Origin of the sequence: Halobellus sp., from assembly GCF_042218505.1 — an archaeon.
GTDB lineage: Archaea > Halobacteriota > Halobacteria > Halobacteriales > Haloferacaceae > Haloquadratum.
Genome location: NZ_JBDGQZ010000006.1, coordinates 91,846 through 105,164 on the forward strand (window position 1 = coordinate 91,846; position 13,319 = coordinate 105,164).

Below are 13,319 nucleotides of genomic sequence, written 5' to 3' on the forward strand. Positions count from 1 at the left end.
GGGGGCAGCTTCAGAGTACACGCACTCTCGCTGCGCTCGTGCGAACGCCGCCATCGGCGCCGATCCACCCGTCGCCCGCTCCACAATCCGCCGCGCTGTCGGGTGAATGTGCGCTGCGGCGCCGTCTGCGAATAGTTTTTGTATCGGGTTATGCATACGTATAGTATGCTCCACGCGACAGGATCACTCTTGACCATCGACGTCGGCGACCGGGAGACGGAGACGACCACCATCGACGAGGAACTCGAGGAGTTCATCGGCGGACGGGGGATTTCGACGAAGTTGGCGCACGACCGGATCCCGTTCGACGCCGACCCGCTCGGCCCGGAGAACCGGGTCTATCTGGCCGCCGGACCGCTCCAGCAGTCCGATATGAGCTTCACCGGCCGGATGAATATGACGGGGCTCTCCCCACTGACCGACGGTATTCTCTCTTCGAACGCTGGCGGCTATCTCTCGCGGAACTTCGTCGGCACTGGTCACTCCGTAGTCGAACTCACCGGGGCGAGCGACGAGTTGTTGGCCGTCCACGTCACTGACGAGGGCATCGAGTTCGAGACGGTTTCAGCGCTCGAAGGCGCGACGGTTCCGGAAGTCACCGAGGAGATGAACGAGCGGCACGGACTCGAGAGCGAAAATCTCGTCACCATCGGGCCGGCAGGCGAGAACGAAGTCCGATTCGCCTCGGCGATGACCTACGACGAGCGCGCGTTCGGCCGCGGCGGCCTGGGTGCGATCCTCGGATCGAAGAACGTCAAGTGCATCTCCTTCGCGGGCGACTCCGCACCGGAGCTCGAAATGCCGAACGAGGACATCCAGATGGACGTCCACCGACAGGCGGCCACGAGTGACGACATCTTCCGTCGCCAGGGTACCACCCACCTGGTACAGGTTCTCAACGATAACTTCTCGCTTCCGTCGTACTACTTCACCGATCAGTCCTTCGAGGGGGTAGAGCAGATCAACGGCGACCGCGTCGAGGAGAAGAAGTACAAGAAGGCAGCCTGTTCGGTCTGCGCTTTCGCGTGTAAACTCCCGACTCGCGACGAAGCCACCGGATTCGAGACCGAGGGGCCGGAGTTCGAGACGATTATGGCGTTCGGCAGCAACTCTGGCGTCGACGACATCGTCGACATTATGAAATCAAACGATATGTGCGACGACCTGGGGATGGATACGATCTCCTGCGGCAACACGATTGCCGCGTACCTCGCGAGCGAGGAAGAGTTCGGCAACGTCGAACTCATCCACGAACTGGTCGAGAAGATCGCTCACCGCGAGGGGATCGGTGACCTGCTCGCGGAGGGTATCGGCCGCGCACACGAGCAACTCGGAGTCGACAACTGGACGGTCAAGGGGATGGACTTCGCTGCCCACGACGGCCGCGTCGTCCACGGGCAGGGCCTCTCGTACGCCGTCGCCAACCGTGGAGCGGATCATATGTATTCGACGCTGATGATTCCAGAGTATAACGACGTGATTTCCGCAGAGGGCACCAGCGGTAAAGCGGACGTCCTCATCGATCACGAGAACCGCAACGCTGTCCGCGACAGCGCTGTGCTCTGTCAGTTCGGTCTGGGTCGGGTCATCGAGGAGGAAGTCTTCGAGGCGCTGTTCGGCACGGACTACGAGGACCTGCTGGCTGTCGGTGCCCGCGTCGTGAACCTCGAACGGCACTTTGCGAACCAGCGCGGCAGAGACGCGGACGACGACCGTCTCCCGTACGACATCCCGAATCTCGACTCGTCCATTCAGGAGTACTACGAGGCCCGTGGCTGGACCGACGACGGTCTCGTTCCGGGTGACCTCGTCACGGACTTCGCGAGGGCGGCTGACGACTGACCGAGGCGTGGGTTTCGCTCCGCAAGCGTTTTGACTATCTTCTGAACGCGGACGTCGCTTTGTGTCGCCTCAGTGCTGGTAATATCGAAAATGAAAAGCGACCGCACAAGAGGCGAGACGGTAGTTCGATATTTGCCGGACTGCTCCCTGTGGAGCCAGAGCGGAATCTGACATCACGTCACGAGCGCTTGGCGGTCACCGAACCGCGATCCGCTACTCACTCAACCGTGCGTTCACGGTGCCGATCGACGTGAACTCGACGGAGATCACGTCACCCGGTGCGAGATCCACCGCAGGGGTCAGCGACCCGCTGAGGACCAGGTGCCCGGCCTCGATGGTTTCGTCGAGATCCGCGAGCGTGTTCGCGAGCCACGCCACCGATCGCGCGGGATGATCGAGGACGGCCGCCCCGACGCCAGAGGATTCGAGCGTCCCGTTCTTGTACAGTTTCACGCCTTCAAGCGAGAGATCGTTCTTCGGAACGCTTGTTCGCTCCCCGGCGACGTACAGCGCCGAGGAAGCGTTGTCAGCGATGGTATCCTCAATGCGGATGTCCCAGTCGCGAACGCGGCTATCGATAACTTCGACGACAGGAAGCACCGATCCCGTCGCGTCGAGCACGTCGAGATAGGTCACCGGAGGATCGAGCGGTTCGTCGATGACGAAGCCGATCTCGGGTTCGACCCGCGGTTGAAGCAGTTCTTCGCCCGGGACCTCACGCCCGTCGACGAACATCGTATCGAGCAGGCGGCCGAAGTCCGGCTCGTTCACGCCTAACTGCTCCTGGATGCCGTCGCTGGTGAGTCCGACTTTGTGGCCGACGATGTCCGCTCCGTCAGCCAAGCGCCGCTCGATCAGTCGCGTCTGGATGTCGTAGGCGTCCGAGATCGAGAGGTCGTACTCGGCGGTCGGCCGATCGATCGGCGACTGGTCGCGCAACGCTGCGTACAGCGACTCGGCCAACTCCTCGCGGACGTCTGCAGTGACCATACAACTGCTTGCCAGCGGGTCGATAAATAGATTGGTGTCCCGCATCCGGGTGTCGCCAGGCGGTGACCGCGCCCATCCACGGTCGGTTCGTCGCCGTGCCGCCGTCGATCCCCGAGATTTATATCCGCGCCTCGCGCCGTTCTGGTATGGACGTTATCCACAGCGCAATCTGGGTATCGGACGTCGAAGCGACGCTGGAGTTTTACCTCGGTGCGCTCGGACTCGAGAAGACGAACGAGTTCGTGGGCGGCGACGGCGCGACGAATGTCTATGTGCGCGGCGAGAGCGAGACGGAAATTCAGTTCAAGTACAAGGAAGATCACGACCTCGGCGAACCGCAGACCGCGCGGTTCGACCACCTCGCGATCGAAGTTGAAGACACCGACGCGGAGGTCGAACGGCTTCACGAAGAGACGGACACCGAACTGGTCCGCGGCCCGCTCGATTCGACCGGCGCGAGCGCCCGCGTGGCGTTCATTACCGACCCCGACGGCCACGTGATCGAACTGGTCGAACCCCGCGACGACCTGTAGCGACGCAGTAGACGCCGTTCAGTCGTCGGAGGCCGCTTCCGTGGTGGTTTCGGCGTCACGTTCCTCTGCGAGACGCGCGGCGACATCGGTGATCAGATCTTCCTGGCCGCCGACGACTTCCATCTCGCCTAGTGCCACCAAGATTTCGCGAGGGTCGAGGTCGTACTTCTCGCTCACGCGACGGGTGTGCCGCAGGAACGACGAGTAGACGCCCGCATAGCCCAGCATCAGCGAATCGTTGTCGAGTTCCGGCATCTCGTCGTCCGAGATCATCGGGACCAGAACGTCTTCGGCAGCGTCCATCACGCCGAAGAAGTCGGGATTGACGTCGTACCCGGCTTTGTCGAGGACGCCGACGAGCACCTCGATCTGTGCGTTGCCCGACCCGGCACCAAGACCGCGGAGACAGCCGTCGACCGTCGTCGCACCGGCGTCCAGCGCAGCCAGCGTGTTCCCGATACCGAGGCCGAGATTGTTGTGGGCGTGGTAGCCGACCTCGATATCGAGTTCGTCGGCGAGCAGGCCCACGCGGTCGCGCACGTCGCTCGGCAGGAGGGCACCCGCAGAGTCCATCACGTACACGGCGTCAGCGCCGTACTCCTGCATCAACTCGGCCTCGTGGAGGATCCGCTCGGGCTCGGCCATATGAGAGAGCATCAGGAGCCCATTGGCTTCCAGTCCGCGATCCTTCACGTAGGTGAAGTGATCCTCCGAGATGTCGGCCTCCGTGACGTGGGTCGCGACCCGACAGATGTCGGCCCCGCGATCGATCGCCATATCGATCTCTTCGACCGTCCCGATGCCGGGCAAGAGCAGCACCGACAGTTCCGTGTCGTTCAGTTCGGGGACTACGGCGTCGAGGTACTCCTCGGTGTCGGCCGCGGCGAAGCCGTAGTTGATCGACGAGCCGCCCATCCCGTCGCCGTGGGAGACTTCGAGCACGTCCATCTCCGCGGCGTCGAGGGCGGCCGCGACCTCGCCCATCTCCTCGGGCGTGAACTGGTGGTCGACCGCGTGCATTCCGTCCCGGAGGGTCATATCGACCAGCCGGACGTCGGCGTCAGTCATCGCTGACACCTCCGGCGACGTCCGCCTCTGTTGCCCGTGCTGCGACCCGTTCCGCCGTTCCGAGTGCTGCGCTCGTCATAATATCCAGGTTGCCCGCGTACGGCGGGAGATGTTGACCCTCACCCTCGACCTCGATCATCGTCGTGAGAATAATCGAATCGCCGAGGTCGAAGGCGACGTCATCTTGTTCGTTGACTTCCGGTTCCAGCGTGATCTCATAGCCGGGAACGTCCGTCTGTACCTCTGCGGCAATGTCGTCGACCGACTGGCGAACCTCCGCGACGTCGGTGGACTCGTCGACCATCGTGTACACCGTGTTCCGCATCATAATCGGCGGTTCGGCTGGGTTCAGCGTGATGATCGCCTTGCCGTCCTCGGCCCCACCGACCACTTCGAGTCCCGCCGCCGTCGTCTGGGTGAACTTGTCGATGTTCTGGCGCGTCCCCGGGCCGGCGCTCTTCGAGGCGATGTGCGAAGTCATCTCCGCGTACTCGACGCTCGAAACGCGGTCGACCGCGTGCACGATCGGAATCGTCGCCTGTCCGCCGCAAGTGACCATATTCACGTTCTCGTGACCCTCCTCAACGACCTCGTCTGCGTTGACTACGGGGACAGTGTAGGGACCGATTGCCGCAGGCGTGAGGTCGACTGCAAACAGGTCGAGGTCGTCGTACACGGGCGCGTGCTGTTCGTGGATGCCCGCGCTCGTCGCCTCGAAGACGAGATCGAACTCGTCGGCGTGTGCTTCGATGCTGTCGATTCCCTCCGTTCCGACGTCGACGCCTTCGTCGACGGCGGCCTGGAGACCCTCGCTTTCTTCGACTGGAAAGATCCCCACCATCCGCTGGAGATCGATGTTCTCCCCCCGGTCGAGGATCTTGTACATCAGGTCGGTTCCGATGTTACCCGGACCGACGATGGCTGCGTCTACCGACATATGAAACTGTACGAAAGTACCGTACAAATAACTTCGCCTACGGCGCCGCTAACGGCCAGCAGTCGGCGCTATCGGTCTACAGCGCCGGGCGCAGTTCACCGAATCAATCGATCGGTAGCGGAACGATGGATGGGGATCCGGCGCCTCCCCGGTCGCTCAGAAGGGGTAGTCGCGGGGCTCTCGCTGCACCGACGTCCACTTCGTCTCGGTGAACTCGTCGATGATCCACTTGCCGTTGTACCGACCCATCCCTGAGTTCTTCATCCCGCCGAAGGGCACGTGTGGTTCGACGTTCACCGTCTGATCGTTCACGTGGACCATTCCCGCGTCGATCTGGTCGGCAACATCTCGGGCGCGGCCGCGGTCCTCAGAGTGAACGGACGCTGCGAGTCCATACTCCGTGGCGTTCGCAAGTTCCACCGCCGTCTCGTCGTCCCCGAAGGGGATCACGGGCGCGAAGGGGCCGAAGTGCTCGTTGCAGGCGGCCGCCATCTCGTTCGTGACGTCTGAGAGGACGGTCGGCTCCACGAATAGGCCGTCGGCCTCACCGCCGGTTTCGAGCGTGGCCCCCTGTTCGAGGGTCGCTTCGAGATACCCCATCATCTCGTCGCGCTGCTCCTCGTTGATGATAGGCCCGATGACCACGTCGTCGTCGGCAGGGTCACCCATCTTCAGTTCTGCGGCGCGTGCTGTGAGGCGCTCGACGTACTCGTCGTAGATGGACTCGTGGACGAGATGTCGGTTGATCGAGATACACACCTGTCCCTGATTCCAGAAGGATCCGAAGGTTCCCGCGGCGACCGCTTGGTCGAGATCGGCGTCTTCCAGCACCACGTGGGGGTTGTTGCCGCCGAGTTCCAGGGCCGGGAAGGCGAAGTGATCGACCGCGTTCTGGCCGACGAGTTGGCCGACCGGCGTCGATCCGGTGAAGGCGATCACGTCGCTGTCGGGATGTGCAGCGGTCCGATCGCCGGCCTCGCTGCCCTTGCCGGGGACGACGTTGAGGACGCCGTCAGGGAGACCCGCCTTCTCGAAGAGTCGCGCGAGGAGGAGGCCGCCCGAGATCGACGTCTCTTCGGCCGGTTTGAGCACCACGCTGTTCCCGAGCGCAATCGCCGGTGCAACCGCGCGAATCGAGAGTTTCAGCGGGACGTTCCACGGGGAGATGACGCCGACGACACCGGCGGGTTCCTTCTGGACGATGTTCTCCTTGCCCGGGATCTTCGATTGACTGTGTCCGCCTGCGGCCCGGAACGCGAAGGACGCGGCGTCGTGGACGAACGTGACCGTCCCGCCGTGTTCGATGTCCTGCCGAGGCTTCGCCGCACCGCTCTCGACCGCCAGGATCTCACGGATCGCTGTCTCGTGCTCGTCAATCAGGTCTGCCGTCCGGCGGACGACTGCGGCGCGTTCGTCGGGGGTCGTCTCGGCCCACTGCGTCTGTGCCTCGACCGCCGCCTCGTAGGCGTCATCGACATCCTCGGCCGTCGCGGCGGGGACCTGCGAGATAGTCTCGCCGTTGGTCGGGTTCGTTACGTCCAGCGTGTCTCGATCCCCCGGAGTCACCCACTCGCCATCGATGTAGAGGGCGTTCCAGAACGCGTCTATGGAGATGTCCTGGGATACCTCGGCTTCTGACATACGAAGAGATATATGAGGTATGAGAGTAAAACCGTGTCGCCACCGGAACCAGTTACTGCTGTGCAGTTATCGGGAGTGATGCAATTAGTTACAGTTACGTTTCGCCGGGCGACGCCAGGAGACCTCATAGAACAGGGCGGTCCGTAGCGTCCGTTGTCGAAAGTATAATCAGGACACCACCGGTTGTTGCGGGTGTATGCCACTCAGCCAGGACGAGATCGACGACCTCGCGACGCGCCTCTATGAAGCCTACGACGGGAAGGAACCGATTCCCCCGTTGAGCGACGACGTCGAACTCACCACCGAGGAAGCGTATCAGATCCAGTTCGAGGTATTCGACCGACTCAGCGCAGGCGGTCGCGACGACATCGTCGGCCACAAACTCGGTCTCGTCAGCGAGGCGAAGCAGGAACAACTCGGCATTCCGGAACCGATCTTCGGCTACGTGGCTCACGAGACCGTCCTGGACAACGAGCCCATCCCGACCGAGGAGATGATCGCGCCCCGTATCGAGGCCGAAATCGGCATTATCCTCGACGACGACCTCGAACCACCGGTCTCGACGACGGACGTGCTCACCGCGACGCGGGCGGTCGTCCCCGTCGTCGAAATCCTCGAAAGCCGTTTCCAGGGGTGGGCGATCCCCTCCGCGCAGGACGTCATCGCGGATCTGACGTCTGCGGGGAAGGTCATCGTCGGCGAACAGCACCGCGACGTCACCGACCTGGATCTCAAGATGGAGGGCATCGCCGTCTCAGTCGACGGCGAGGTCGAGGCCACGGGCCTCGGGGCCGACGTTATGAGCAACCCGGCGCGCCCGGTGGCCTGGCTTGCAGAACGCCTCGACGACGTCGACGACCACCTCCGCGAGGGCGAACTCGTGATGACAGGCGGAATCTCTGCTGCAATCGACATCGAACCAGGCGACGTCTACCACGTGGAGTTCTCCAGCCTCGGATCGATGGAGATCCGCGCCGAGTAACGGTCTGTTTTCATATACGAAACCCACTCCGCGGATTTCGCAGCCATACGTTGCTCGTTGGGACAGATTGAAATCGGAATTTTGTGCGCTTTCACAACCTAACATCCGTACGTCTGTTTGTTTCTTATACTCTGTCCGCCTGACATTTTTGAGTGCGAAAACGAACTACCCGATGAGTTCGTAGAGGTTGCCGGCGAAGATGTCCTCGCGCGCATCATCGTCGACGTTCATTTCATTGACGGCGTCGATGGTGACTTCGACTGTACGGCGGCCGCGCTCGGGACTGAAGGGGTAGTCGGTGCCGAAGACGAGATTACCGTCGTCGAAGAAGGACTCTGCGCACTCGAGTGCGGGCGTCGATCCCGACACCGCGGCGTCGGCGTAGAATTTCTGGAAGTACTTCTCGGCGGGTCGAGAGAGGTCGGCCGCGTTCTCGTGGAACTCCGGATAGTTCTCGGGGTACGCCTGTCGCTGTTGATAGAACATTTCGATGCGGCTCCCGTAGTAGGGAACCATTCCACCGCCGTGATGCGAAACGATCTTTAGATCCGGGTACTCCTCCATCACGCCCCCGAACACGAGTCGGGAGAGCGCGAGCGTCGTATCGAACGGCCACCCGAAGAGGCGGTGCTCCATATATTCGGAGGCCCAGTCGTACCACTCCCAGAGTTGCGGGTGGATCCAAAGCGGCGTATCCGTCGCTTCGGCGTCCTCGAAGAGCGGCCAGAAACTCTCGTGGTCGAGTGGCTTGCCATCGACGTTCGAGAAGATCTGCACCCCCTGCATATCGAGGTCATTCACGCAACGATCGAACTCCGCGAGGAACTCCTCGCTCACTTTCGGCAGCGTCGCAACCGGGACGAAGTCGTCGGGATGCTCGTCGGCGAGTCGTCGGACCTCGTCGTTCGCGAGTTTCGTGATCTCTAGTGCGAGGTCGTGGTCCATCCCCTGAAACAGCGTCGGAAGCGCGAGGGTAATGATCTGTTTATCGACGCCGTAGTCTGCCATATCCTCCCTGCGGCCCTCGACGTCCCAGAGGAATTCGGGACGCCCGGAGAGCCCTTGAAAACCGAACCGATCGGTCAGTTCCTCGAAGAAGTGCTCCGTCAACACGTGAGTGTATCCGTCGACGATTTCCGGCATACGTGAGTACTACGCCGGACCGTGTCCATAATTGTTCTCACTGTCGGACTCTCGACGACTCAGCGGCAGCGCTTGACTCCGCGAGTTACTCCCGAGCGTATTTGATGTCGAGTGCGAGTTCGTGGGCGGTACTCTCGACTTCGGCGGTGATATTATCGTCGAATCCCGAGTTCCCCAGTCGTTTCGTCGGCGCCGAAATGCTGATCGCCCCGAGCACCTCGCCGCCGAGATTGACCGGCGCACCGATACACGTGAGGCCCTCGGTGCGCTCCTCGTCATCGGTTGCGAATCCCCGCTCTTCGATCCGATCTAACTCCTCGAACAGTTCCTCGCGGTCGGTAATCGTATTCGCAGTCGCCTCCGGCAGCCCCCATTGGTCGACGATCCCCTCGACGCGGTCGCGTGGAAGCGACGCGAGGATGGCCTTCCCGATCCCGATGTTGTGCAGTGGAAGTCGGAACCCGACGTGGGTGTCCAGATTAACGGCGTACTGCCCCCGGGACTGGTACAGGTACACCGCTCGCCCATTTTCCTCGGTCGCGAGGTTAGCTAGCATTCCGGTGTCGTCGGCCAACTGGTCGATCTTCGACCGTCCGTGGCGGTACAGCGACGACCGACTCCGGACGTGGCCGCCGAGTGAGAGAAACTTGAGATTCAACGCGTATAGATCGCCGTTCTTCTCGACGTACCCGTGTTCGCGCAGCGTGCTGAGGTGGTTGTGAATCCCGCTCTTGCTCATCTCCAATTGCTCCTCAAGTTCGCTGAGGCGGGACCCGTCGCCAGTATCCAGCGTCTCGATGAGTTCGAGGGTCTTCTCTGTCGTCTTGACAGGGTGGTTCGCCTTTTTTGTCATACGTAGCAAAAGCCCAGGAGACACTTAGATTTTCGGTGTGAAAATCAAACTGATACTGCCCGGCAAAAAGAAACTTATAAGCAATTTATTCTGTCTATTCCATATTTGATCCACAATTTCATCGTTTAGAAGGCTATATGATGTAAGTACATACCAAAATTTAAAACTATATAGTAGTTTCAAACGGTTTTTATAGCATACCCATCGGCTCGTCGTTCGTGGCGCTGCTGTGACATATGGCGATAACAGACACCAGTTATTAAATTCTCACCGTACAGAGTAGGTGTATGGCCGACGTGAATCCCTTCGAGAGTCTCCAGGAGCAGGTCGACGACGCCGCGGCATTTCTCGACGTCGACGACGACATCGTCGAGCGATTGCAGCACCCCGAGCGTGTCCTGGAGCTGAATCTCTCGGTGACGATGGACAACGGAACGCTCAAGCGGTTCAAAGCGTTCCGGTCGCAGTTCAACGGCGATCGTGGCCCGTATAAAGGCGGCATCCGGTATCACCCGGGCGTCACCCGCGACGAGGTGAAGGCGCTCTCCGGGTGGATGGCCTACAAGTGCGCGATCGTGGATATTCCGTACGGTGGCGGAAAAGGGGGAATCGTCGTCGATCCCAGCGAGCACTCGGCAGACGAACTCGAACGCCTGACACGGTCGTTCGCCGCTGAACTCCGGCCGCTCATCGGGCCCGATCGTGACATCCCTGCGCCGGACGTGAACACGGGACAGCGCGAGATGAACTGGTTCAAAGACACCTACGAGACGCTAGAGCGGACCACCGCACCAGGTGTCATCACCGGGAAGGCGATCTCCTCCGGCGGTAGTGCCGGGCGCGTCGAAGCGACCGGCCGGTCGGTGATGCTGAGCGCCCGCGAAGTGTTCGATTACCTGGACCGCAGTATCGAGGGGGCTACCGTCGCCGTGCAGGGGTTCGGAAACGCCGGTTCCGTCGCCGCGAAACTCATCGACGACCTCGGAGCCACCGTCGTCGCTGTCTCGGACTCTTCGGGTGCGATTTACGACTCGGAGGGACTCGACCCTCGCGACGTGAAGTCGTACAAGAGCGAAACCAGTTCGGTCACGGGGTACAACTCGGCAGAAACACTAACTAACGAGGGACTGCTCACGCTCGACATCGACCTCCTCGTGCCGGCAGCACTCGAGAACGCCATCGATCGCGAGATCGCAACGAGCGTGCGGGCCGACGTGATCGTCGAAGCGGCCAACGGGCCGCTGACTCCCGGCGCCGACGACGTGCTCGCCGACAGCGACGTCCTCGTCGTGCCCGATATCCTCGCAAATGCCGGTGGGGTGACCGTCTCGTACTTCGAGTGGGTCCAGAACCGCCAGCGGTTCCCCTGGACCGAGTCCCGCGTGATCGACGAACTCGAATCGGTCATCACCGACGCGTTCGACGAACTCGTGACCACGTTCGACGCGTTCGACGTGCCGAATCTCCGGACGGCCGCGTACGTCGTCGCGAGTCGGCGGATCATCGAATCGTACAGAGAGGGCGGCAACTGGCCATAATCGGCGTCTGCGGATCGACTTCAGTCACTGCGCTCGGCGAGTTCACCGACGCCGACCCGAGCCATTCAAGTTCGTTCCCCCCGGGGAGGTACACGATGCGTCAGGACCACCTCATCTCCGCGACCCAACTCTCGCGGGCCGACATCGAGGCGGTGCTCGACCGCGCGGCGGAGATCGACGCCGACACCGAAGCCTGGCACGGACGCCGGCGCGGCGAGATCCTCGGTCTCTGTTTCTTCGAACCGAGCACCCGCACGCGGATGAGTTTCGACACCGCGATGAAGCGTCTGGGGGGCCGCACGATCGATATGGGCTCGGTCGAATCCTCGTCGGTGAAGAAGGGGGAAACGCTCGCCGACACGGTTCGTGTCGTCGAGGGGTACGCCGACGCCCTCGTTCTCAGACACCCGCTCGAGGGCTCCGCAAAGATGGCAACCGAGTTCGTCGACGTTCCGCTCGTCAACGCGGGTGACGGAGCGGGACAGCACCCGACACAGACGCTCTTGGACCTCTACACGATGCGGGAGAACGCGGGACTCGACGACGTCACCGTCGGCATTATGGGTGATCTGAAGTACGGTCGGACGGTCCACTCGCTGGCGTCGGCGCTGACGAACTTCGACGTCCGGCAACACTTCGTCAGCCCAGAGAGCCTGCGACTGCCACGGAGCGTCCGCTACGACCTGCACGAGTCGGGCGCACAGGTCCGCGAACACACCGATCTCCACGACGTCCTCGGAGACCTCGATGTCCTCTACGTGACCCGCATCCAGCGGGAGCGCTTCCCCGACGAGAACGAGTACCTGAAAGTCGCCGGTGAGTACCAGATCGATACCGACGACCTCGACGCGGCGAAGGACTCGCTGACCGTAATGCATCCGCTGCCACGAGTCGACGAGATCGCCCCTGAGGTCGATGGGACCACGCACGCGAAGTACTTCCAGCAGGCGCACAACGGCGTCCCCGTCCGGATGGCGCTGCTGGATATGCTCCTCGAGAACGCTCGGACGGACACGACGGGGGAAACAAATGAGTAACACAGATCGCGAACTTCGCGTCTCGAAGATCCGCAACGGCACTGTCATCGACCACCTCGCGGCGGGTCAGGCGCTGAATGTGCTTGCGATTCTGGGGATCGACGGGTCCGGTGGCGAGAGCGTCTCGGTTGGGATGAACGTCCCGTCGGACAAACTCGCGAAGAAAGACATCGTGAAGGTCGAAGACCGCGAACTGAGTGAGTCGGAGGTCGACGTCCTCTCGGTCATCGCCCCGGAAGCGACGATCAATATCATCCGTGAGTACGACGTCGTCGAAAAGACGCGAATCGATCGCCCCGACGCCGTCGCCGGTGTCCTCTCCTGTCCGAACCGAAACTGCATCACGAACGTGGACGAACCGGTGGCGACTCGCTTCGTCGTGCTCTCGGACGGACTCCGATGCGACTACTGCGGAGAGATCGTCCGCGAAGCGGAAGTGGCCAACCACCTCAACGTCACCTGAGGCGACCCGGTCTGATCCGCCTTCCCCGGCCGCGACGCGTACGTTGTTTATCCATCTGGTTTGACTCCCGAACCGTTGCTCTGTATACGGGCAGGATGTGGCAGGAATTCACCACAGCGGAGGGAAACCACTTTGTACCGAGACGGTGTACGCCCAGATATGTCCGGAAAATCCAAGTTCATCCTGGTACTGGCCCTCATCGCACTCGTCTACTTCGTCGTGTCCGGCGGCGAGGACACCGTCGAGGTCGAAGTCGACGACGAATAATCCCGGTTCGAACGGACGGAATCCA

At 61.8% G+C, this 13,319-nt stretch carries 12 protein-coding genes; 6 read left to right on the top strand and 6 right to left on the bottom strand.

What is annotated here, in order from left to right:
- The first annotated feature begins 165 nt into the window (after nucleotides 1-165).
- Nucleotides 166-1,842 carry an aldehyde ferredoxin oxidoreductase C-terminal domain-containing protein gene (locus ABEI27_RS01810; RefSeq protein ID WP_375797706.1) on the top strand — a complete coding sequence of 559 codons (1,677 nt, stop codon included), beginning with the start codon at nucleotides 166-168 and terminating at the stop codon, nucleotides 1,840-1,842.
- 213 nt (nucleotides 1,843-2,055) lie between these two features.
- Here the strand turns inward: ABEI27_RS01810 and ABEI27_RS01815 are convergent, their stop codons facing one another.
- Entirely contained in the window at nucleotides 2,056-2,832 is a 777-nt protein-coding gene (locus tag ABEI27_RS01815; protein ID WP_375797707.1) for a 2-keto-4-pentenoate hydratase, read from the bottom strand.
- 146 nt (nucleotides 2,833-2,978) lie between these two features.
- On the opposite strand from ABEI27_RS01815, the gene ABEI27_RS01820 reads away from it, so the two are divergent.
- Nucleotides 2,979-3,365, top strand: coding sequence for a VOC family protein (locus ABEI27_RS01820; RefSeq protein ID WP_375797708.1), 387 nt, complete (start codon nucleotides 2,979-2,981; stop codon nucleotides 3,363-3,365).
- An 18-nt stretch (nucleotides 3,366-3,383) separates the two neighbouring features.
- On the opposite strand, the gene dmpG is transcribed toward ABEI27_RS01820, so the two are convergent.
- The 3 genes from dmpG to ABEI27_RS01835 all read right to left on the bottom strand — a co-directional run bounded on the left by dmpG (nucleotide 3,384) and on the right by ABEI27_RS01835 (nucleotide 7,011).
- Nucleotides 3,384-4,433 carry a 4-hydroxy-2-oxovalerate aldolase gene (gene dmpG, locus ABEI27_RS01825; RefSeq protein WP_375797709.1) on the bottom strand — a complete coding sequence of 350 codons (1,050 nt, stop codon included), beginning with the start codon at nucleotides 4,431-4,433 and terminating at the stop codon, nucleotides 3,384-3,386.
- Nucleotides 4,426-5,370, bottom strand: coding sequence for an acetaldehyde dehydrogenase (acetylating) (locus tag ABEI27_RS01830; protein ID WP_375797710.1), 945 nt, complete (start codon nucleotides 5,368-5,370; stop codon nucleotides 4,426-4,428). Before ABEI27_RS01830 ends, dmpG begins: the two co-directional genes overlap by 8 nt.
- A 156-nt stretch (nucleotides 5,371-5,526) precedes the next feature.
- Complete coding sequence (locus tag ABEI27_RS01835) at nucleotides 5,527-7,011, bottom strand: aldehyde dehydrogenase family protein (protein WP_375797711.1); 1,485 nt, start codon at nucleotides 7,009-7,011, stop codon at nucleotides 5,527-5,529.
- 196 nt (nucleotides 7,012-7,207) lie between these two features.
- Here ABEI27_RS01835 and ABEI27_RS01840 point away from each other — a divergent pair, with 196 nt between their 5' ends.
- Entirely contained in the window at nucleotides 7,208-7,993 is a 786-nt protein-coding gene (locus ABEI27_RS01840) for a 2-keto-4-pentenoate hydratase (protein ID WP_375797712.1), read from the top strand.
- 165 nt (nucleotides 7,994-8,158) lie between these two features.
- On the opposite strand, the gene ABEI27_RS01845 is transcribed toward ABEI27_RS01840, so the two are convergent.
- Both ABEI27_RS01845 and ABEI27_RS01850 read right to left on the bottom strand, forming a co-directional pair.
- Nucleotides 8,159-9,136, bottom strand: coding sequence for an amidohydrolase family protein (locus tag ABEI27_RS01845; RefSeq protein WP_375797713.1), 978 nt, complete (start codon nucleotides 9,134-9,136; stop codon nucleotides 8,159-8,161).
- An 85-nt stretch (nucleotides 9,137-9,221) separates the two neighbouring features.
- Nucleotides 9,222-9,989 (bottom strand): IclR family transcriptional regulator, encoded by a 768-nt coding sequence (locus ABEI27_RS01850; RefSeq protein WP_375797714.1) that lies wholly within the window; start codon nucleotides 9,987-9,989, stop codon nucleotides 9,222-9,224.
- Nucleotides 9,990-10,276: 287 nt separating this feature from the next.
- On the opposite strand from ABEI27_RS01850, the gene ABEI27_RS01855 reads away from it, so the two are divergent.
- The 3 genes from ABEI27_RS01855 (at nucleotide 10,277) to pyrI (ending at nucleotide 13,027) form a co-directional block, all read left to right on the top strand.
- Nucleotides 10,277-11,527 carry a Glu/Leu/Phe/Val dehydrogenase gene (locus ABEI27_RS01855; RefSeq protein ID WP_375797715.1) on the top strand — a complete coding sequence of 417 codons (1,251 nt, stop codon included), beginning with the start codon at nucleotides 10,277-10,279 and terminating at the stop codon, nucleotides 11,525-11,527.
- A 95-nt stretch (nucleotides 11,528-11,622) separates the two neighbouring features.
- Entirely contained in the window at nucleotides 11,623-12,564 is a 942-nt protein-coding gene (gene pyrB / locus ABEI27_RS01860; RefSeq protein ID WP_375797716.1) for an aspartate carbamoyltransferase, read from the top strand.
- Complete coding sequence (pyrI, locus tag ABEI27_RS01865; RefSeq protein ID WP_375797717.1) at nucleotides 12,557-13,027, top strand: aspartate carbamoyltransferase regulatory subunit; 471 nt, start codon at nucleotides 12,557-12,559, stop codon at nucleotides 13,025-13,027. Before pyrB ends, pyrI begins: the two co-directional genes overlap by 8 nt.
- The last annotated feature ends 292 nt before the right edge of the window (nucleotides 13,028-13,319 follow it).

What these genes read in the sequence shown, in the direction of transcription:
- ABEI27_RS01845 (WP_375797713.1), bottom strand. Translation starts at nt 9,136, where the DNA reads ATGCCGGAAATCGTCGACGGATACACTCACGTGTTGACGGAGCACTTC.
- pyrI (WP_375797717.1), top strand. Translation starts at nt 12,557, where the DNA reads ATGAGTAACACAGATCGCGAACTTCGCGTCTCGAAGATCCGCAACGGC.
- ABEI27_RS01850 (WP_375797714.1), bottom strand. Translation starts at nt 9,989, where the DNA reads ATGACAAAAAAGGCGAACCACCCTGTCAAGACGACAGAGAAGACCCTC.
- ABEI27_RS01855 (WP_375797715.1), top strand. Translation starts at nt 10,277, where the DNA reads ATGGCCGACGTGAATCCCTTCGAGAGTCTCCAGGAGCAGGTCGACGAC.
- ABEI27_RS01830 (WP_375797710.1), bottom strand. Translation starts at nt 5,370, where the DNA reads ATGTCGGTAGACGCAGCCATCGTCGGTCCGGGTAACATCGGAACCGAC.
- pyrB (WP_375797716.1), top strand. Translation starts at nt 11,623, where the DNA reads ATGCGTCAGGACCACCTCATCTCCGCGACCCAACTCTCGCGGGCCGAC.
- ABEI27_RS01840 (WP_375797712.1), top strand. Translation starts at nt 7,208, where the DNA reads ATGCCACTCAGCCAGGACGAGATCGACGACCTCGCGACGCGCCTCTAT.
- dmpG (WP_375797709.1), bottom strand. Translation starts at nt 4,433, where the DNA reads ATGACTGACGCCGACGTCCGGCTGGTCGATATGACCCTCCGGGACGGA.
- ABEI27_RS01815 (WP_375797707.1), bottom strand. Translation starts at nt 2,832, where the DNA reads ATGGTCACTGCAGACGTCCGCGAGGAGTTGGCCGAGTCGCTGTACGCA.
- ABEI27_RS01835 (WP_375797711.1), bottom strand. Translation starts at nt 7,011, where the DNA reads ATGTCAGAAGCCGAGGTATCCCAGGACATCTCCATAGACGCGTTCTGG.
- ABEI27_RS01820 (WP_375797708.1), top strand. Translation starts at nt 2,979, where the DNA reads ATGGACGTTATCCACAGCGCAATCTGGGTATCGGACGTCGAAGCGACG.
- ABEI27_RS01810 (WP_375797706.1), top strand. Translation starts at nt 166, where the DNA reads ATGCTCCACGCGACAGGATCACTCTTGACCATCGACGTCGGCGACCGG.